Origin of the sequence: Trujillonella humicola, from assembly GCF_046233715.1 — a bacterium.
In the GTDB taxonomy this organism is placed as follows: Bacteria; Actinomycetota; Actinomycetes; order Mycobacteriales; family Geodermatophilaceae; genus Trujillonella; species Trujillonella humicola.
The window spans coordinates 22,232-40,649 of sequence record NZ_JBJNRJ010000003.1; the positions used below are offsets into that span (position 1 = coordinate 22,232).

17 protein-coding genes are annotated in these 18,418 nt (G+C 70.2%); 7 read left to right on the forward strand and 10 right to left on the reverse strand.

Translation table 11 applies throughout. From position 1 onward, the window contains the following. Positions 1-5: 5 nt before the first annotated feature. Entirely contained in the window at positions 6-347 is a 342-nt protein-coding gene (locus ACK586_RS02495; protein WP_409328872.1) for a hypothetical protein, read from the forward strand. A 558-nt stretch (positions 348-905) separates the two neighbouring features. Here the strand turns inward: ACK586_RS02495 and ACK586_RS02500 are convergent. Continuing rightward, on the reverse strand, positions 906-2,744 hold the full coding sequence (locus tag ACK586_RS02500) for an IS1634 family transposase (RefSeq protein ID WP_409328864.1): 1,839 nt from the start codon (positions 2,742-2,744) through the stop codon (positions 906-908). 371 nt (positions 2,745-3,115) lie between these two features. Between ACK586_RS02500 and ACK586_RS02505 the strand changes: the two genes are divergently transcribed. Further along, complete coding sequence (locus tag ACK586_RS02505; RefSeq protein WP_409328873.1) at positions 3,116-3,619, forward strand: EVE domain-containing protein; 504 nt, start codon at positions 3,116-3,118, stop codon at positions 3,617-3,619. A 71-nt stretch (positions 3,620-3,690) separates the two neighbouring features. Here the strand turns inward: ACK586_RS02505 and ACK586_RS02510 are convergent, their stop codons facing one another. Then, positions 3,691-4,440, reverse strand: coding sequence for a TauD/TfdA dioxygenase family protein (locus ACK586_RS02510; RefSeq protein WP_409328874.1), 750 nt, complete (start codon positions 4,438-4,440; stop codon positions 3,691-3,693). 153 nt (positions 4,441-4,593) lie between these two features. Here ACK586_RS02510 and ACK586_RS02515 point away from each other — a divergent pair, with 153 nt between their 5' ends. The 3 genes from ACK586_RS02515 to ACK586_RS02525 all read left to right on the forward strand — a co-directional run bounded on the left by ACK586_RS02515 (position 4,594) and on the right by ACK586_RS02525 (position 7,367). Continuing rightward, positions 4,594-4,785 (forward strand): hypothetical protein, encoded by a 192-nt coding sequence (locus ACK586_RS02515; protein WP_409328875.1) that lies wholly within the window; start codon positions 4,594-4,596, stop codon positions 4,783-4,785. Positions 4,786-4,882: 97 nt separating this feature from the next. Continuing rightward, positions 4,883-5,995, forward strand: coding sequence for a JmjC domain-containing protein (locus ACK586_RS02520; RefSeq protein WP_409328876.1), 1,113 nt, complete (start codon positions 4,883-4,885; stop codon positions 5,993-5,995). 43 nt (positions 5,996-6,038) lie between these two features. Next, the gene (locus ACK586_RS02525) at positions 6,039-7,367 is read left to right on the forward strand and encodes a radical SAM protein (protein WP_409328877.1); all 1,329 of its coding nucleotides are present in this window, start codon (positions 6,039-6,041) and stop codon (positions 7,365-7,367) included. Positions 7,368-7,517: 150 nt separating this feature from the next. Here the strand turns inward: ACK586_RS02525 and ACK586_RS02530 are convergent, their stop codons facing one another. Further along, positions 7,518-8,567, reverse strand: a complete 1,050-nt coding sequence (locus ACK586_RS02530) for an NAD-dependent epimerase/dehydratase family protein (protein ID WP_409328878.1) — start codon at positions 8,565-8,567, stop codon at positions 7,518-7,520. Between ACK586_RS02530 and ACK586_RS02535 the strand changes: the two genes are divergently transcribed. Both ACK586_RS02535 and ACK586_RS02540 read left to right on the forward strand, forming a co-directional pair. Continuing rightward, positions 8,554-10,032 (forward strand): class I adenylate-forming enzyme family protein, encoded by a 1,479-nt coding sequence (locus ACK586_RS02535; protein ID WP_409328879.1) that lies wholly within the window; start codon positions 8,554-8,556, stop codon positions 10,030-10,032. The genes ACK586_RS02530 and ACK586_RS02535 overlap by 14 nt on opposite strands. Before the next feature lie 151 nt (positions 10,033-10,183). Further along, positions 10,184-10,330: an immunoglobulin domain-containing protein gene (locus ACK586_RS02540; RefSeq protein WP_409328880.1), complete on the forward strand. Its 147-nt coding sequence runs from the start codon at positions 10,184-10,186 to the stop codon at positions 10,328-10,330. Between the two features lie 1,314 nt (positions 10,331-11,644). On the opposite strand, the gene ACK586_RS02545 is transcribed toward ACK586_RS02540, so the two are convergent. The 7 genes from ACK586_RS02545 to ACK586_RS02575 form a co-directional block, all read right to left on the reverse strand. Beyond that, positions 11,645-12,181: a hypothetical protein gene (locus ACK586_RS02545; protein ID WP_409328881.1), complete on the reverse strand. Its 537-nt coding sequence runs from the start codon at positions 12,179-12,181 to the stop codon at positions 11,645-11,647. Between the two features lie 237 nt (positions 12,182-12,418). Beyond that, positions 12,419-12,856: a hypothetical protein gene (locus ACK586_RS02550; RefSeq protein WP_409328882.1), complete on the reverse strand. Its 438-nt coding sequence runs from the start codon at positions 12,854-12,856 to the stop codon at positions 12,419-12,421. Positions 12,857-13,255: 399 nt separating this feature from the next. After that, positions 13,256-13,813 carry a hypothetical protein gene (locus ACK586_RS02555; protein WP_409328883.1) on the reverse strand — a complete coding sequence of 186 codons (558 nt, stop codon included), beginning with the start codon at positions 13,811-13,813 and terminating at the stop codon, positions 13,256-13,258. Continuing rightward, positions 13,810-14,409: an RNA polymerase sigma factor gene (locus ACK586_RS02560; RefSeq protein WP_409328884.1), complete on the reverse strand. Its 600-nt coding sequence runs from the start codon at positions 14,407-14,409 to the stop codon at positions 13,810-13,812. The genes ACK586_RS02555 and ACK586_RS02560 overlap by 4 nt, the downstream gene beginning before the upstream one ends. A 126-nt stretch (positions 14,410-14,535) precedes the next feature. Beyond that, positions 14,536-16,542: a helicase HerA domain-containing protein gene (locus ACK586_RS02565; protein WP_409328885.1), complete on the reverse strand. Its 2,007-nt coding sequence runs from the start codon at positions 16,540-16,542 to the stop codon at positions 14,536-14,538. Next, positions 16,539-16,979, reverse strand: coding sequence for a hypothetical protein (locus ACK586_RS02570; RefSeq protein WP_409328886.1), 441 nt, complete (start codon positions 16,977-16,979; stop codon positions 16,539-16,541). The genes ACK586_RS02565 and ACK586_RS02570 overlap by 4 nt, the downstream gene beginning before the upstream one ends. A gap of 120 nt (positions 16,980-17,099) precedes the next feature. Further along, entirely contained in the window at positions 17,100-18,287 is a 1,188-nt protein-coding gene (locus tag ACK586_RS02575) for an OmpA family protein (protein ID WP_409328887.1), read from the reverse strand. Between the last annotated feature and the right edge of the window lie 131 nt (positions 18,288-18,418).

The window sequence follows — 18,418 nt, forward strand, 5'->3', positions numbered from 1 at the left end:
TGGGGGTGGATGTCGAGCAGTTCAGCTTCACGCGCCGCCGGGTGACCATCGTGATCGACCGGGAGAGATCTAATGGCCGCACCGGTCGCGGCGGTGTGGCGGTTGTCGCCACCTGCTCGGTCTGCGGCGCCAGCGAGCGCGGGGAAGTCCCCGCTGTGACGGACTACGAGGGACTCACGGACCTTGCGACACGCGTGGCCAAGGAGAGGTGCACCGTTCGAGGGCACCACTACAAGGTCCGTACTCACCGGGACAGGATCATCGAGCAATGGCACCACCAGCAGCTGATCAAGCGCATCTTCGCCTCCTGCGCTGGTGAACCCGTGCCTCCGCCCAACATCAACTAGCCTCTGCAGGCGCCCGAGCCCGCCACGTCCAGCCCTCGGGATGAGGAGACGGCCGAACAGGCGATCGCCCGCTTCCCAGCCCGGGTCCCCGGCGTCGCCAGGACGAGATGAGCCGTCGCTCGTCTGGCCGGACCCAGCCCCGCCACGCAGGCGCAGGGAGGCGCCATGCCGCCGCACTACGAAGCTCTCGAACCGCCTCGGCCGGTGTGGGTCAAGAATCCGAACGACCGCCGCTGGTACCCAGGCATCAGTGTCGGCAGGCTGTATCCCGCTTGGCCGGACAGACGGAGTGTGCGGTTCGACATCGCCTACGCGGATGACTCCGGGACGATGTACCGCGGCACGGTGTACGACCACCTTGTCGAGAGCCGGAGCCCACTGGCGGAGCCGGAGAAGGACGCGCCGTGCGCGCGGTGCGGCACCAGCCCCCGGGTTCCGCAGTTCGTAGGTCGACGGGACCGCCGAATCGGGGGGTTGATCTGCGAAGACGCGCCTCGGCGGGAGCTGGAGTCGTGTCACTACACGCTCCGACGGCCTCCTCGGCCGTATCTGTGCAGGTCAGGCGGGGTGTAGGGCGGTGATCCGGGGCGGTGGGGTGAGCCCGCAGGCCCGAAGAATGCTCTGCTGGGCGGTGGTGAGCTCGGTGGTCTGGGTGACCGTGCCGGTCGGCCCGGTGAGGGTGACCGCGTGCAGCCGGCCCAGCTCGCGGGCCAGGGCCGGCCAGGTCTCGCCGGTGCGCCGTTCGGCGACCCGGATGAGCAGCAGCGCCAGCCAGCACAGCAGCACGTGCGCGCGGATGCGGGGCTCGAGGCGGTGGAACACCGGCCGCAGCTCCAGGGTGGACTTCAGGTCGCGGAAGCCGCGCTCGGCCTCCAGCAGGTTCTTGTAGCCCAGCGCAACGTCCTCGGCCGACAGATCGGGGTCGGAGGTGACCAGCAGGTACTTGCCGTCCAGCCGCGCCTCGGCGCGGACCTTGGCGGTGTCGACGACCAGGCGCCCGCGGGTGTCTTGGCGCAGCCAGCGGCCCAGCGCGCGGTGGTCGCGCAGCGCGCACTCGGCGCGGGTGTGCGCGGCGAGCTCGGCGTCGCGGCGACCGATGGCCGCCTTGGAGGTCGGCTTGGTGGTGGCCAGCCGGTCGCGAGCGGTCTTGATGCGGGCCAGCTCGGCGCGGATGCGGGTCAGCGCCGCCTCGCGCTGGGCGGCGGCGCGGGTCGCCTCGTCGGGGTTGGCGCACAGCACCCAGCGCAGATCCGGGGCGGCCTCGAGCCGCACTTCCTTGACCCGCAGGTTGTCCCGCACGGTCCGGTAGCGGCCCTGGCGGGCGAGGACCTCCTCGACGTGGGCGGTGCCGGCGCGCATCCGCTCGCCGGCGATGAAGTGCCCGCCGGCCCGGCGCAGGTAGTCCAGGTTCGCCGCGGAGGAGAAGCCACGGTCGACCACGGTGACCACCCGACCCAGCCGCCAGGCCCGCAGATCGTCCTTGACCTGCGGCAACACCGCCTGATCGGAGGTGTTGCCCGGCCAGCACCACACCCGCACCGGAATGCCCTCGCGGGTCACGGCTAGGCCGATGATGATCTGCGGCAGATCACCGCGGGAGTCCTTGGAGTGCCCGTAGCGGCGGAAACCCGCCGCCTCGCCGGTTCCGGCCTCGGTCCCTGCGCCGGCAGCGTCGGCGGCGTCGGCGGCGTCGGCGGCTGGCGCGGGGTCCTCGGTGTCGCGCTCGAAGTAGGTGCTGGTGGTGTCGAAGAACAGCAGGTCGACCTCGAGGTTGAGCAGGTTCGCCACGGCGAAGAACACCGCCTCCTGGACCTTGGCGTCGGTATCGGCCTCGACCAGCAGGTCCATCGCCCGGTACGCCTGATCGTCGGTCGCCTCGGCCAGCCCCGGGATCGCCACGTCGGAGGTGATCCACTCCGCGGCGGCCAGCTTCGACGCCGGGGCCAGCGCCCGGTTGGCCACCAGCGCGAAGATCATCCGCTCGACGTCGGTGCTGAACCGGCGATCGCCGAGCACCTCGTGCAGCGCGGTGCCGATCCCGAGTTGTTGCCACAGCCCGTCCAGCAGCCACGCCCCACCGGCCGGGCGGGAGCCGGTGATCCGCAGCCCACCGCCGGCCCCGTCACCGGGTTCGGCGCCGACCTGGAGGCCGGCGTCGCTGCCGGCGTCGTCACCGAGGTAGCGGTTGATCGAGCCGACCAGCCGGCGCAGGCCGGCGACGTCGAGGCGGTCCTCCCGGCCCAGCGGCAGCAGCACCTTGGCCACCGACGGGCCACCCGGGCTGCGCTCGTTGTGCGCGATCGACACGTACCGCACCGTCGTCCCGTCCTTGTTCTGCCGCGACGACGTCCGCAGGTACACACCTACACCCTGGCCGCCGATGACCAGGAAGAGCAAGCGCTCATTGGCCGGAACGTGTACCTACACATCCCCGGCGTCCGCGACCGCTACGAGGCGCCGACCAGCAGCTTCGCCCAAACCACCACGCTCGTGTGCCCATCAACTGCGGAACCCGGGCAGCCGCGAGGACTGTGATCGGCGCCAGCAGACCAAGCGGCCGCCGTATTGCTGCCCCCGCTGTTGGCGCGGTAGAAAGCGCTACGAACTGCACGTTCGAAGGACGTGAGCGATCTCGTGCAGCCTGTCCCGGCGCAAAGCCCCCTGTCCCCGCTCCTGCACTTCGCTGCGGCGCTGACGGTCACCCGATTGTGTAGGCGACCCCGGCCCTCCCGTGAAGGGAGGATGCCTGGTGAAGCCAACGTGGGAGTGTGACCGTGCCGTCGGCCCGCCTGAGCACGACCGACGTCGCCTGCTGGGTGTTGAAGGCGAACCCACAGACATACGACCTCCTAGCTCAGTGGCACCAGCAGGGTCCCTTCAAGGTCGGGGGCTGGGTCCCGTTGCGCCGGACCTACCGACTCGACCTGATGGCACCAGGCCAGCGGTGTCTCCTGTGGGTCAGCGGACCGGAAGCGCCCGGAATCTATGCGATAGGAACGCTCACCGGCGTCGTTCAGGACAACAGCCGCGGCGGCGGGAAGTACTGGCGTGATCCGGTGAAGGCGCGACAGCTCGGGCCGGGGGTCCCCATTAAGGTGGCGCCGCTGTCGACCCCCGTGCCGCGCACTGACCTGATGCAACAGGCGGCGTTCCAGAATGCCGAGTTCGTTCGAATGGCAGCCGGGAGCAACCCGAGCTATCTGGACCCTGATCAATTCAAGGTCGTGCAGGCACACCTCCAGGCGGCGGACATGACCGCCGCCGGCTGGTAGCCGCCATAGCTGCGTAGCCCGTCGTGACGGGACGGGGGGTGACACAGAAGCCACCTGCCGACGCAAGGTAGCTACGGACGCACGCGGACCGCGATCCTTTCGGTCCAGCGGAGCGTTTGGTAGTCGGCCAAGACTCGGTGGAGAGTGCACCGGTTGTCCCAGATCGCAACGTCGCCGCGTGACCACCGGTGACGGCACTGAATGTCGGGGTGTTCGGTTGACTCGAACAGCAGCGGGAGCAGGTTTTCGCTTTCTGCCCGCGACCTTCCGACGATGCGCTTTGTGAATTGACGGTTCGCATACAACGAGGCCCGAGTTGACGTCGGGTGCACCTTCACCAACTTGTGCACCGCCGACCGGTCGCCGTCAGGGGTCACGTGCAGCGCACTCAATCCGTCGAGGAGCTGACGCAACGGCCCGCTCAGCATGTCGTAGGCGGCCCGGGCGTCAGTCCACACAGTGTCGCCGCCGATTTCGGGGGCGTGCACCATTCGCAGGAGACAGAGGTCCGGCGGCTCGGCTTCATACGTCTCGTCGGTGTGCCAAAAGTCCGCAAGCGCGCGTTCGCTCCTCATCACAAGGAAGTCCGGGTCCTGCGCGTCTGAGTGGTAGCGGTGGTGCTGCACCGTGCCGAGTAGAAGTGCTAGTTGCAGGTGCTCGGCGCGCGAAAGCTCCTGCCCGCGAAAGACCACGACGGCGTAGAGGTCGAGCAGCTCGCGCAGCGTCCGCAGCGAGGGCCCGTCGAGCTGCCTCGGCAGAGTTCCGCTGACGGTGACGCCGAAGGTACCGGAAGAGAGCGGCTCTACCCGCCAGTCGACCACAACGCAACATACTGCTGGCGGCTTCCCCTAAGGCGCCGCTGGACGGCGCCGCCTCAACCTCGAGGAGGCCCGGCGACCCTGTGCAGCATTGTGAATTCGGGCACATCCGTGGTAGACCTGGGCAGCCCCGTCCGAACCGCAGGGAGAGCCCCCATGTCCGATATTGTCTCAGACGAGCGACGTGAAATCGTCCGCGCGATCCTTACCCAGGCGCAGGTCGAGATTGACCTCGCCCTGACGAGGCTCGACACCTACGACAAGCCGCATTTCCTCGAGATCGAACGTGCCGCGGGCGGATTGATCAACTTCTTCCCGGAAAATGATCGCAACAAGAGTTGCTACTGACTCCTCACTGGCCGCCTGTCGCGTCTGCCGGGCGTGCGGGCGGATCAGCGCCCGCCGGACCTCGATCGCCTCGCAACATGTAGGGAGGGTGTAGCGGTTGCTGGACCTGCTGGCCAGTAGTGCGGCCGAAGTCGGCCTTGGGCGGCTCGCGGCTTCAATAGCCAGAGACTTGCGGCTCGACTCTACCCACGACGAGCGGACGAGGTCGGCTGACCTTCGCGGAAGTGAGCACCAGGAACTGGTTCCCTGCCTGGCCGCAGCAGCGTTCGAGGCAGTCAGCACCCCGGGCGCGCTCGCCAGCAACATGCGCCTGCTCGATGAAGGCCGCGAAGTCGGCGCCCCAACATGGGTGGCGTCGCGCATCGACGGCGACCAGGTCATCCATACGCAGATTAGGGCCGGCGCAATCGAGCGGGCTTTGGCGGCGGGGCATATGCTGGTTGTCGACAGCGCTGACGACCGGCACCCGTGGCTCATGGCGCTACGCGAGGGACTGGAGTACGCGCTGCGGGCGCGTTCCTGGATCAACATTTACACCACTGCCGGATTTGGCAGCACGTTCGGCGAGCACCGCGACACGATGCCGACCCTCATCTTTCAGGTATTTGGAAGGCGTCGGTGGCTCGTGGCCGACGCGCCCGGCGGCTCGCCGCCCGTCAGGCAGGAGCTACGAACGCATGATCTCGTCCCCGGCGAGATCCTTTACGTGCCCGCTTTGACGACCCACGATGTCGTCGCGGTCGGGGAGCTGTCGGTCCACCTGACTATCGGATTCGACCGGTCCTGCGGGCTGTCCCAACAGCTTGACCAGCTCGGCCGGTGGGTGGGGCGCCCACTGCCGGCCCTAGACGACCAGGAACTGGCCCGCGGCCGGGCGATGCTGCCCGCGCGGCGCGCCGGCAGCTCGCTACCCTTCGCGGTCACACACAACCTCGCTCATGTCCGCAGCGTCCGCTGGGCCAGCCGGCTGCCACCCATCCTCGAAACCGACGAGATGGGAGCCTGTCGGGCGCTCAGCCTGGGAAAGGAACACGAGTTGCCCGGCTGGGCGGCACCGGCCCTGAAGCTCCTGGCGAGAGGCTCCGCGCATTCGATCGGGGACCTTATGGCAGAAGGCCGCCTGTCCGAGCCCCAGACGCGGGAGCTTCTGGTGATGCTGGTTGACCGGCAGCTGGTGATAGCGAGCTGCGGGGGGCCTCCGAATGCTTGACGGGTCCCCGGGTCAGGGCGGCTGCGATGCCGAGAATTTGAGCGTGTCGCTCGAGCCCTTCTATCGGCTGTCTCGGTACGTGGTGGCGACGACACGGGGTGACGACGAGCGAGGGGGCGTGCTCGTCTTCTCGACGCGGAGCTGTAGGACGTTCCTGCTTAGCGCCGAGTATTGGTCCTATCTGACAAGCGGCGACTGCACGCGTCTGCCACCCAACGTTGCGCAAAGCCTTGTTGAAGCCAGGGTGCTGGTCGAAGGTTCCGCGTCAGAGCTGGACGACGTCCTGCGGGAGAACGTCGAAGCCATAGCGGCGACCTCTACCCTTGAGCAAGTCATCCAGCCGACCGCGGCGTGCCAGCTCGGCTGTCACTACTGCGGGCAGCAGCATTCGCCGCACCGCATTACTCCCGACATGGAAGAGCAGATTGTCGCGAGGGTCCGGCGCCGGCTGGACGCCCGCCGGTACGACCGGCTGAACGTCGGCTGGTTCGGCGGCGAGCCTCTGCTGGGCTTAGCGAGCCTGCGCCGCCTGTCGCCGGCGCTACAGCGGCTTTCACGGGAAGCCGGCGCGGACTACTCAGCGCACATTGTCACCAATGGCCTCCTCCTGACGCCCGAGGTCGCGCGCGAGCTCGAGGGCGCACACCGCGTCGGCCACATCGAGGTAACGCTCGACGGCCCGCGCCGGGTGCACGACTCCCGACGCATGACGAAGGCGGGCAGAGGGTCCTACGACAGAATCTTGCGCAACCTGCGGGGGATTCTCGATGACGACCGCGTCGCCGCCGAGATCACGCTGCGATGCAACGTCGACTCTTCGAACGCCGCCGCCGTGCCCGAGCTCGTGCACGAGCTGGGCGAGCTCGGATTCGCCCGACGCTTCCGCCTCTACTTCTCACCGGTGTATGACTGGGGCAACAGCGCAGGCGATGCGTCGTTGAGCCCTGAGAGCTTCGCCGCCGAGGAACTCGGCTGGCTCGGCATGATGTACCACTACGGCTTCGACATCGCGCTGCGCCCAAAGCGCAAGAAGATCACCTGCATCGCGGTCCTGCCGCGCGCCCGGGTCATCGACGCGTTTGGCGACGAGTACAACTGCACCGAGGTGCCGTACGTCCCGCAGTACCGGCAGAGCCACCTGCTCCTCGCCGGAGGCGAGCCGACCGAGCAGGCCCCACCCCCCCGGTACCGTGACTGGAACGAGCGCATCGGCCGGGGGGACGTCCCCTGCACCGCGTGCCGGATGCTGCCGATGTGCGGCGGAGCCTGCCCGAAGGCTTGGAGTGAAGGGGCCGTACCCTGCCCGTCGTTCAAGCACAACCTTGGGTCACGGCTCGTCTTGTCGCTGCTGCCGGCCCGCGGCGGCGAATGACGCCGCGCCCTACGGGTTGGCGAGTGTGAGAGCACGCCGCCGTGCTGATGGCTTAAACGGATCAGCCGGCGGGACTCGCGACGGCGAGAGCTGTACTGCCGGGTCAGAAGATCGGCTCCGCGGGCGTGAGGTGGCGGTGACGAACCTGCCTCACCGCCGGTCGCGCTGCACGATGGCTCCCTCCTCGTCCGCGGCGCACAAGATGAGGCGTTCGAGGACGTGCGAGAGCCGACCGGGGTCCTCCGGCGGGACGCCTGCCGCAACGATGTCCATCGCAGTCGAATACAGAGGGCGGACTCGAAGGCCCGCCACCTGGGCTTTGGTCGTCGAGAAAAGCATGGTGCCCTGCGTCTCTGCAGACGTGCCGCGCCACAACGGAAGGTCGGTCCAGGGACGGGCGTGGTACGACAGAAGAAAATGTGGGTCGACCCAGCTAACAGCTGGGCTGGCTGCCGTGGCACGCGCGGTGGCCTCTAGCACGTCTTTCATCGAGAGCAGGCCGGGTGGCGACGTGGCGTTGTAGGTGCCGTATTCGCGTCGCTCCAGCTGGTCCAGCAGGAAAGCGGCGTGGTCCCGGGCGTCGATCAGCTGCACCGGCTCCATGGGCGGGGCCGGGACGAGGACTTCTCCTCCACGGCGGAACCGGCATAGCCAGTAATTGAAGCGGCCCGTCATGTCGTGCGGGCCCACGGCGAGCCCTAGCCGCGTTATCAAATGGCTGCGCGGGAAAGCCTCTCGCACGACCCTTTCGCACTCCGCCTTGCGGCGCCCATAGGACCACGCCTCTTCGCCGTCGTCCTGACCAACGGGCCATGCGGCGGGGTCGCTCTCGTCCACGCCCGAGCGGCTGTGATCGGGATAGGCGCTCAACGATGACACGAACGCATACGCCTCGACCTGGTGGCGCAGTGAACGAGAAGATGCCTCGACAGCGGATGGGTAGTACCCGCATGTGTCCACCACGGCGTCCCAAGTGCGGCCGGTTAGAGCCGCTAAGGACGCTCGGCGGTCGCCGTGAAGAGCCTCCACCTGGGCGCCGAACCGGTTTGGACTTCTTCCGCGCGAGAATGTGGTTACGTGGAAGCCGCGGCCCAGGGCCGTCTCCACGATGTGGCGTCCGACAAAGCCGTGTCCGCCGAGAATCAGTAGCCTCACGGCTTGTTGCCCCCTGACTCTGGAGTTAGGCATGCACGACTTCATCGACGTGGCCGCTGTTCAGCGGCTGTACGCGCGGGTGGGCGCGCCTCCGCCATTGTCACTCCTACTCCAGCATAGGTCGCTGATCCCCGTGCCGGCGTTCGTTGACGTTCTCGCGATGCAGCGGCCCGACGAGCCCGCGCTGATCCTGGGCGCGGGCTCGAGTCCCGAGGCGATCACGCGAGCAGAGCTCGCAGGCGCCGTCACGGCCGCGTCGCTCCGCCTGCACGAGGCGGGCGTCGTTCAGGGCGATTGGGTCGGCGTGGCCCTTCCAAACGGCGCCGATCACGTCGTCGCGACACTTGCGGTTTGGCGCGTCGGCGCGACGCCCGTGCCTCTTCCAGATGGCACACAAGGCGCGTCACTGCCCGGGGGCCGTGTCCGGCATGTCATCGCGGACTGCCGCGGCTGGAGGTCGCACCGCGGGGGGCGCTACGACCCAAGCACTCGCGACCAGTGGAGCTTCCGCGTCCCGGACCCCTACGCGGTCCTGAGCAGCGGAGGAAGTAGCGGCCGGCCTCGACTTATTCCGCAGCCGAGCGGGCTCTGGGGCCGTGCGCGGGTTTCTAAGCGCGACCAGCACCGGTACGGGCTGCGCCTGGGCCAGACGCAGCTGGTGACGCTGCCTCTGAGCCACGGCTTCGGATTCAGCTACGCGTATGCGAGGGGCCTCGCGTACGGCCATTGCCTCGTCTTCCCAGCGTCCCTGGAGCCCGATGTCGTCTTGCGTGCGATCGCCGAGGAGCGGGTCGAGTACATGGCGGTGGTCCCCGTGATGCTGGAGAGGCTGCGCCGGGCCGGCGGGTTCGAAAAATTCGACGCCGGGTCGCTTGAGACGTTGCTCCACGGAGGAGCGCGTTGTTCCGAGGTGACGCGCGCAGCGTGGTTCGCGAAGGTCGGGCCGAACCGGGTCGTCGAGGCGTACGGCGCGACCGACTTCGACATTCAGTGCATGATCTGGGGCGACGAATGGCTGCAGCGCGTCGGCAGCGTCGGCAGGCCTGAACAGGGCGGGATCGAGATCAGGACGCCGGACGGCGCGGCGGCCGCGCCCGGCGAGGAAGGCATGATCTGGGCGTCGCCTCGGGTAAACAGCTCGCCACATCAGCCCCTGCAGCCGACGGGGGACTTGGGCCTCCTTGATGGCGACGGTTTCCTGTATATCGTGGGCCGCGCCGACCGCGTCATCGACTGTGGCGGAGTGAATGTGTCGCCCGAGGTGGTCGAAACCAGGCTCATCGAACACGTCGCCGTGGCCGACGTAGTCGTGCTAGGTGCGTCAGATGCGCTCGGCAATTCTCGCTTGCACGCCCTAGTGCAGCCCGCGGCAGCCGTAACCGCCGACGAGCTCATGCTCTGGTGTCGGTCCGCTTTGCCACGCGAGTTTGTTCCCCGCCGGGTCACTTTTGTGGATCAGGTGCCCAGGAGCAAGGCCGGCAAGGTGAAGTACGGGGTCAACCTCCTGTAACGGGATAGAGACACTCCGACCTGTTGGGGGTTTAGGCCCTCTGGTTGCTTGGGACTCGACAGCCTGTCTAAGCAGTCACGCTCTTCCAGCCCGGGGTTCAGTGAAGGCTCGGAACTGACGCGGCGACGGTAGTCGCCGCGGGGTTGTGCCGGTGGAAGTCGTCCTCGCGCTCGGCCGGTGGGATGAGGACGATTCCGCCGTGTCGGCGTCGGAGGTTGAACCAGTCGATGTACTCGGCGACGGCGACGGCGATCTCAAGGTCGTCCTCGCCCTTCCATGGGCCGCGGTTGCGGTTTAGCTCGGTCTTGAACAGCGAGTTGAAGGCCTCCCCCGGGGCGTTGTCGTAGCTGTCTCCGGTGGAGCCGAAGGAGGCGAGGGCGCCGGCCTCACCATCGACGCGCCCCGAGCGACCGCCGAGCTCGACGACGGAGTCCCGGCGTAGTCAGTAGAGAGAGATTTCCCATCGCGCGACCTCTTGTCTCGCGAGTCGGCCCCTGACATTGTCTTCGCCAATCGGGGTCGCTGTCGGGGGCGTCGCCATGATCAGGATCAGACGGGAGTGAGCCGGCGCTTGCTGTAGAGGGTGAACCGGTCCGCTCAACTAATTTCCTGGGTGCAGGGTATGGCAGGCGCGCTGCGCATCTCAGCGCAACCTTGGCTTCCTATTCCGAGGTTGCGACTGCTAGGGCTGTTGCTGACAACAATCCAGCGTCATGAAAAGTCTGCGCGCTGGCTGACGTTGAGACGAGCGGAGGGGTCTTGGGTAATGGGGCGATTGGGGGCAGCCGCTGATGAAACCCAGGCTCGACGCCAAGTCGCGGACGGTCAGGAATAGGCTGGCTTGCCACTGCTGGCGCTGACGGTGCTCGGTGCGAGTGATCGCGGCGGGAACGATCCGCTGATGGAAATGGCCAGGCCAAGAAGCCCACCGAGATGCGAAGCTGCCGTGCGTGTCGGGGAGGGCTAATTGTCCTCGTCGGCTTAGGTGACAGAAAATCTCACGCCAGCTGGTACAACCACCGCTAGTTTCACTGCTCGCGGCGACGTTTCAGCCGCCGAGTTCCAGCAGCACACTACCTGCCTCGTGGCGGTCAAGTAGATGCGCGCCATTCTTTGTGACTCAGGAGCCACCTTGACCCCTGAGTATATGCATGACTTTTCATATGACTCTCGGGTCTGGTGACATACTTGGTGCCTGGTGACCTACTTGATTAGGGAGAGAAATCCATGACCGATCTTGCAAGCATCACCGCGGTATACCAATGGCCACAACCCGGGGACGGGCTCCCCCAGAGGAAGGCAGCAAAGGGGCTTGAAAAAGAGGGGGCGGGGGCGGCAACAATTCTTGCTCAGTCCGGCGAGTCCCCGGTAGTCGCTGGTTACGGCCGCGAGGGGCTCGTCGTAGTGACGGATCGGCGCACGATCGTCGTCAAGCGAGGCAAGGTGCGCACGGAGCGTCCTCATTCCTCGGTCACCGTCACAAAACTAGGGAAGCATCCAGGGATGGGGCCGGTGGTGACTCTCCACGGACAAGGCATGGACCTCCTCTGGCTCGACGCCATGTCAGCCGCGAACAACATTGCAGTGTCGATTGACCGTTACCTAAGCTAACTCAGCCCGAGCTGCCGGCGAAGAAGATGGTCTGCAGGCTCTCTTCGTTGTGCGCGAAACGACGTCCGCCGAGGGTCGACAGCACTTCCCGGCCGTCCTCATCCGTCCACGCGACGGCGTTCTCGAGTTGTGCACGGATGTGGCCGGCCAGCCCCGACTGTCGCAACACCGCTGCCTCGACGTGCGCGCCCATGATCGAGTAGTCGGCGATCAGTACCGACGTGCCCGCCTCGCGGTGAGTCGCGATGTGATACTTGCCCAGCGCCGATCTTCTGTTCTTCTGGTTCGCCCAGAGCAGGCAATCAGTCACGCCCGGGACGTCGATGGCAATACCGCCGTACACGCTCAACGTCCAATTCCATCCGGCCGAGCCGGTGGAGTCGATGAAGAAGAGCGTGAGAGCGTTCGGCGATGCGACGCCGAAGCCGTTGAAGGTGTCCACCGAATCCATCAGGGGAAAGGTCATGACAGCGCCGGGATATCGTTGTTCGAGCCAGCCGCGGGTGATGCCAGCAACATCCGCTGCCGCGGAGTTCACCGGGCACCCGAGGTCGCAGCGACATGGACGGACGCGCCTGCGGCGGCCCCTGCTCTCAGTCGCCTCGAATTCCTGTCCGTGCGCATCGGGGCACCCCATCCTGTCTGTGGACGTACGTCGAACAGGGATGACCCGTTCGGCGCGGCCCGCGGAGTCTCACGGCCCGCGAAGCCCTTCTTCTCTGCCTGCATGGTGGTGAGTTAGGGGTGTTGCTCGGTCGAGACGGATGCGGGCGTCTCAGCGCGTCGAAACCGCTGCCGCGGCGTCGATCTTCCGCAGTTCAGCGGCGACCGCCTGCATGTAGGGCCGGATGAAGCGGGCGTCCGACGTTGCCCCGAACAGGCCGCCGATCCCTGAGCGGCCGGATGAGGTCAGAGCCATCGAGCACACGGTGCGATCCCCCGTTGCGCCGTCGATCGAGAAGGAGACCCGAGACCCCACCGCGGTCTCTGCCTCCTGCGCTGCCGTTCGAGAAGCGATGCTGCCTACGGCGCCCAAGCCCTTCCGCCCCTGATAAGTGGCTGTAGCGGATCGAGCGCCGGTCGCCACGGCCCAGCGGGCCTTCGCGAACGTCCCGCCTTTGCCGCTGAATGCCGCCGCAAATGCGCGGATGCACTGCTCGGGTGTGGCTGCTACGTCATAGCGCCATGTCCTGCGGTGGTCGAACATGCCCACGTGTTTCCCCTGTCGACTCGGACTTACCAGCACCCTATCGGCCCCACTGACCCACCGTCCACCACTCGTGCATCCGGCCAAGCGGAGTGCAGAAGCGCCTTTCCGACGCTTCCGATTCGCGAATGTCAAGCCTCTTCGGCAGTTACTTCGTCGCTAATGTGGAGCGTGGTCTCAGGCGCATTCCAGCCGACATCATGGAGACGCATGACGGCGGAGTGTTGTCGTCTCGGCAGAGCTCGACGGCTGAGCCCGTCCTCTCGCGTCTCGAGGACGCAGGACGACTGCGCTGCCCGCCACTGTGGCCCGTCGGACGCAGGAGCGCCGGCTGGGAGCGGAGCGGTGAGCCGCAACGGCGGTCCGTCACGTCGGGACGGTCGAGGGCCGCGCACCAGGAACACTTCAGGCCGGGGGGACGGGCCGGATGCGCACGTGCACCGGCGGCTCGGCCTGGCCGTCGACCGTCACGGCGGCGGGCCGCTGGGACACCACCTCGACCTCACCGACGGCCTCCGCGGCCCGGCCGGTCCAGGAGAGCTCGACCGCATATCGGCCCGGAGCCGCGCGAAGGACCCGGACGGTCCAGCGGCCGTTCCCGGCCTCGCTGACGACGAGTGAGGTACCCGTCCGCGGGTCCTCGGTCTGCAGCACCGTCCTGATCGGTTCGCCGCGGTCGTCCTCCGGGGTCCCGGTCCCGCGGTAGGCGATCTGCTGGTTCTCCACCAGCAGCAGCCACTCCACCTCGAAGTCGAACTCGTCGTCGGTGAGCGGCTCAGGGACGACCGGGCGGGTCGGGCGGCGGCGGGTCCGGGCCCCGAGCCGGCGGGCTGCCGCCTGGATGTCGGCGGCGGACACCGACGGGTCGTGGCCGTGCTCCTCGATGGCCCGCTCGGTCTCGAGGAGGGCGCGCAGGGCGTGCAGGACGGCCTGCTCGTCCTCGGGGCTCAGTGGGCCGGTCATGACGGGTCCTCCTCTCGCCAGAAGGGGGTCAGCAGCTCGCGCAGCATCGCCTTGGCTGCCATAAGCCGGACGTCGGCCGCGTTGCGGGTGATGCCCAGGGCCTCCGCGGCTTCCTTGCGTTCCACTGCGTTGAAGTCTCCCTGCTCCACGTCGTACACCGTGCGCACGATCTCCTGCAGGGCAGGCGTCAGCTGGTTGATGGCGGCCGCGAGGGCCTGGCGGCTCTCGAACCGCAGGGCCTGGTCGGCCACCGGCAGGGCCCGGGCCGGCTCGCGCCGGGCCTGCTCGATGTCTATGGTGTCCAGGATCTTTTCGCGGACCTTGTACTTGCGCCACTGGTCGATGAACAGGTTGGTCATCACCGTGCGCGCGTAGGCCTTGGCCTGGTCCTTGTCGCGCGGGATCGCGCCGGGCCGCTCCAGCAACCGCAGCTCGACGTCGCTCGAGAGGTCCTCGGCGTCGTCCTTGTCGTGGGTCAGCCGCATCGCCAGCCCGAGGGTCGCGGCGGTGAACTCCAGGTGGGAGAGCGGCCCGATGACGGGCTCGTCCTCGTACTCCTCGTCGTCGCTCCGGTCGATCTGAGGTGCTTCCTCCACGCCGCCCCCGTCCGCTCGCGCGTGCCGCAGGAGTATGGCTGCCCGCGGCGGGCGGCGGAAGTCTCCCGCAGCCGGGCCGCCCCCACCCCCGTGAGGGGCGGCCCGGGGTCTGCGGGGAGCGGGGCGCTAGTCCGCCAGCCGGCGCACCGGTGGCGGCGGGGGCACCACCAGCCCGCTCGGCCGGGGCAGGCGCCGCACCTGCGGGCGCCGCGTCAGGTCCGGCGGGTCCGCCGGGCGCTCCTGCGCGATGCGGTCCCGCACGGCGGTGGTGCGGGCGACGTCCCGCCGGCGCTGATCGACGTCGCTCCGGCTGAGCCGGCGCATCAGGCCGGCGCCGTCCCCCGGCTCCCCGGCGGGCCCGGTGCCGACGACGGACTGCCCGTCGTCGGCGGTGACGAGTACCTGGTGCGGCCGCAGCGCGGCGAGCTCGCCGTCGGCCGGCGCGCCCAGCCGGCCGCGCAGGTGCGCGGCGTCCAGCGGCCCCACCCGGAACGACGCCACGGTCCCGACGTTGGTGAGGACGGCGGTGCGCAGGTCACCGGGGAGGACGGCGGGGCTCTGCGTGCCGAGCCGCAGCTGCAGGCCGAACTTGCGGCCCTCGGCGAGCAGCTCCGCGCACATGCCCGCCGGCATCCGGTGCGCCTCGTCCAGGACGACGTCGACCGGCTGCCGCGCGCCCCGCCGGGCGTGCCCCCACAGCCACCGCAGCAGCAGGAGGCTGAGCACGGTGGCCCCCTCGTCGCCGAGGGTGCTCGCGGGCAGCGCGGCCACCAGCGAGCGGCCGGCCTGCACCGCGGCCAGGTCGACCGTGCCGACCGGGTGATCGATGACGGCGCGGACGCCGGGGTGCTGCAGCAGCGGTTCCAGCTTGCTAATCAGCCACGTGCGGGCGTGGCCCTCGCGGTCGCGGTCCATCAGGCCGACGGCCTCCCAGGCGTCCCGCCGGACGTCGGCGGGGACCCGGGACAGGACGCCGTCCCGCCACCGGACGGCGGGGTCGTCGCGGTCGGTGTTGCGGGGCAGGGCCATCTGCAGCACCGACGGGAGCGGCCACGGGCCGGCCGGGTCGAGCACGAGCGGGAGCAGCAGCCCGCCCATCGCCCGCCGGAACACCGGGCCGAACCACTGCGCGTCCGCCCCCGGCCAGGCCGCCTGGACGGCGGCGAGCAGCTCGGTGACCCAGGCGCGGGGGTCCACGCCCTCCGGCGGGGCCATGACGTTCCACCGGGGCGGGTCGTCGGGGTCGCCGAAGTCCAGGACCTGCACGGGCACGCCGAGCCGGGAGGCGTCCAGCGTCACCTGGGCGGCCAGGTCGCCGTGCGGGTCGAGGACGACGGCCGTGCCCCCCGCAGCCAGGCGGTGCTCGACCACCGCGCGCAGCAGCGTGGTCTTGCCCAGCCCGCTGCCGCCGAAGACCGCGGTGTGCGGCGGCGCGGTGCGGGTGAGCCGGTCCAGCAGCTCGCCGGCCGGCACGGACGCGCGGGCGTCCCACCCGCCCGGGACCAGCGAGACCGCGGCCAGGCAGCGGCCCACCACCGGCACGGTCAGGGGCAGGGTGCCCTCGCCGGGGCGGAGCGGGCCGAACGCGTAGCGGGCGGTGTCGTCGCCGAGGCCGGCGGCCAGCGTGCCGCCGACGGCGTGCAGGGTCGGCGCGTCGGAGGAGAGCACCACCCGCCCCCGCGGCTGCCCGGACGCGCTGCCGGCGCCCGGGGTGACCAGGGTCAGGGTGAGCCGGGTGCGGGCCGTGGCCCGGGTCGTGCCGTGCCAGAACGCGGGCAGCAGGTCCGGGCCGGGAGCGGGCGAGGCGGCATCGACCGGCGCCTCGGCGAGGGCCGCGGAGAACGGCAGCGGCCGGCCCGCGTCGGCGTCGGGGGCGGCCGCCCAGGTGGCCCACGGCGTGGTCACGGCGAGGACCGCGCCGGCGGCCTCCAGGGCCTGCTCGGCCAGGGCGTCGTCCAGGCTGCGGACGGTCAGGTGCGCCTCCGCCGGCGCGGCGCCGCCGACCTCGACGGCGAAGGTCCACCGGGCGGGGACGGGCAGGTCGAGCAGCGCCGCGGCCGCCGCCGCCGTGGCGCGCAGCAGCGGTGCGGCCGGCTCGGCCACGGCGACCAGGCGCAGCGACCGGGCGGTCACCGCCGGCCGGCCCGGGGGGCGACGACGCCGCGGACGGCCCCGAACAGCCAGGTGACCAGCCCGGTGAGCACCACGACGGCGAGGGCCGTCCCCGGCCCGTGGTCGTCGGCGAGAGCCGCGAACTGGGCGGCCAGCCCGAGAAGGGCCATGACGAGCAGCGCCGCACCGGGGGCGACGACGACGCCGACCACGGCGGCCACCAGCAGGGGGGCGAGGACGCCGGCCGGCACCGGGAACCAGCCCTTCCCGGCCACGTCGAGCAGGCCCCAGGTGCAGGCGGTCAGCGCGAGCCAGGTGGCGGCCAGCGGCCCGGTGGGCGACCGGAAGGTCGCGTCGGCCCGGCGCGGCGAGAAGGGGGTGAGGCGGCCGCGGGCGAGGAATCCGAACAGGCCGAGCAGCAGGAGGAGGGGCAGCACCAGGGCGAGGACGTCGTTCACGAGCGACTCCGGGGGTGGGGAGGGGGCGGGGGGGGGGGGGGGGGGGGGGGGGGGGGGGGGCGGGGGGCCGCGCCCGGCGCCCCCCCCCCCCCCGGGCCGGGGGTGGGCGGTCGAGGGGCGTTAGCAGTCCGCGGGGCCGCTGAGGGAGATCCGCACCGAGCGGTTGGCCTGGCGGGCGGCCGGGTCGTCGGCGTCGGGCACGTACTCGGGGAAGTCGCTGCCGACGCCGACGGAGGTGAGCTGGCCGCCGGTGACGCCGGGGGTGGCGGCGATCAGCTGCACCACGGCGGCGGCCCGGCGGCCGGCCAGCTCGCGCTGCCCGGCCGGGTCGCCGACGTCCGCGGTGGTGCCGACGACCTCGGCCCGGCGGGCCGGATCGGCGGCCAGCCACCGGCCGATGCCGGCGAGGGCCTGGGCGGCCGCCGCCGGGTCGGCGAGTTCGGTGGACTCGGCGAGGAAGCGGACCGCGCTGGTGCCGTCGAAGACCAGCGGCGCCGCGGTGCACGGCGGCTCGGGGTCGGGATAGGTGTCGACCGGCACGGTGCCGGTGGTGAACGGCGTGTCCGGCCCGTCGCCCTGCTGGGGCAGCGGCACGGCCTCCGCGGCGTCCGCGCCGCCGCGCCGCAGCACCTCGAGCCACACCTCGCTCACCCGGCGGCGCTGGGCGTCGGGCAGCGGCTCCTGCGGAGCCGCGGTGTAGCCGGCGCCCACCAGAACCCAGTCGGTGCCGGTGGTGTCGGGCAGGTTGCCGGTGGCGGTCAGGTGGTCGGCCACGTCGACCGGCTCGGCGAGCGCCCACGCCGGGTCGGTCATGTCGACGAGGCCGGTGTCGGGCAGCAGCGAGTCGTAGACGAGCACCGTGGTGTGCGCCGCGGGGCTCGCGGCGGCGAGGTCGCTGACGATGCCGAGGGCGGCGGCGACGTCGGAGCCGTCGCTGTCGGCGGTCGCCCCGGCGATCGCCGACAGCACCGCGTCGGTGCCCGCCTCCAGGTCGCGCTCGTGGCGGTCGGGATCGCTGTCGTCGACGGGGACGACCAGGTTGCGCAGCAGGGCCTGCGGGGTGCCGTCGATGGCCACGACGCTGATCGGCGCGCCGTCCCGGACGGCTCGGCCGACCAGGCAGGCGACGTCGGGATCGGCGGCGAGGGCGGCCGCCGGGGCGTTCTGGTGGACGCCGTAGGCGAGCGTCAGGCCGCCGGTGAGCGCCCGGCTGCAGGCCGGCTCGGGCTGGTCGCCGGAGCAGCCGGTGAGGGTGAGGGCGAGGGTGCCGGCCAGGGCGACACCGGCAGCGGTTCGGGAGCAGGTCATGTCGGACTCCGGGGGGAGGAGGGACGCGGACGGGTGCTGCGAGAGGTGGTGCTGCCAGGGGAGACGCGGGGGGGGGGGGGGGCGCTGGGGGGGGGGGGGGGGGGGGGGGCGGGGGGGGGGGGGGGGGGGGG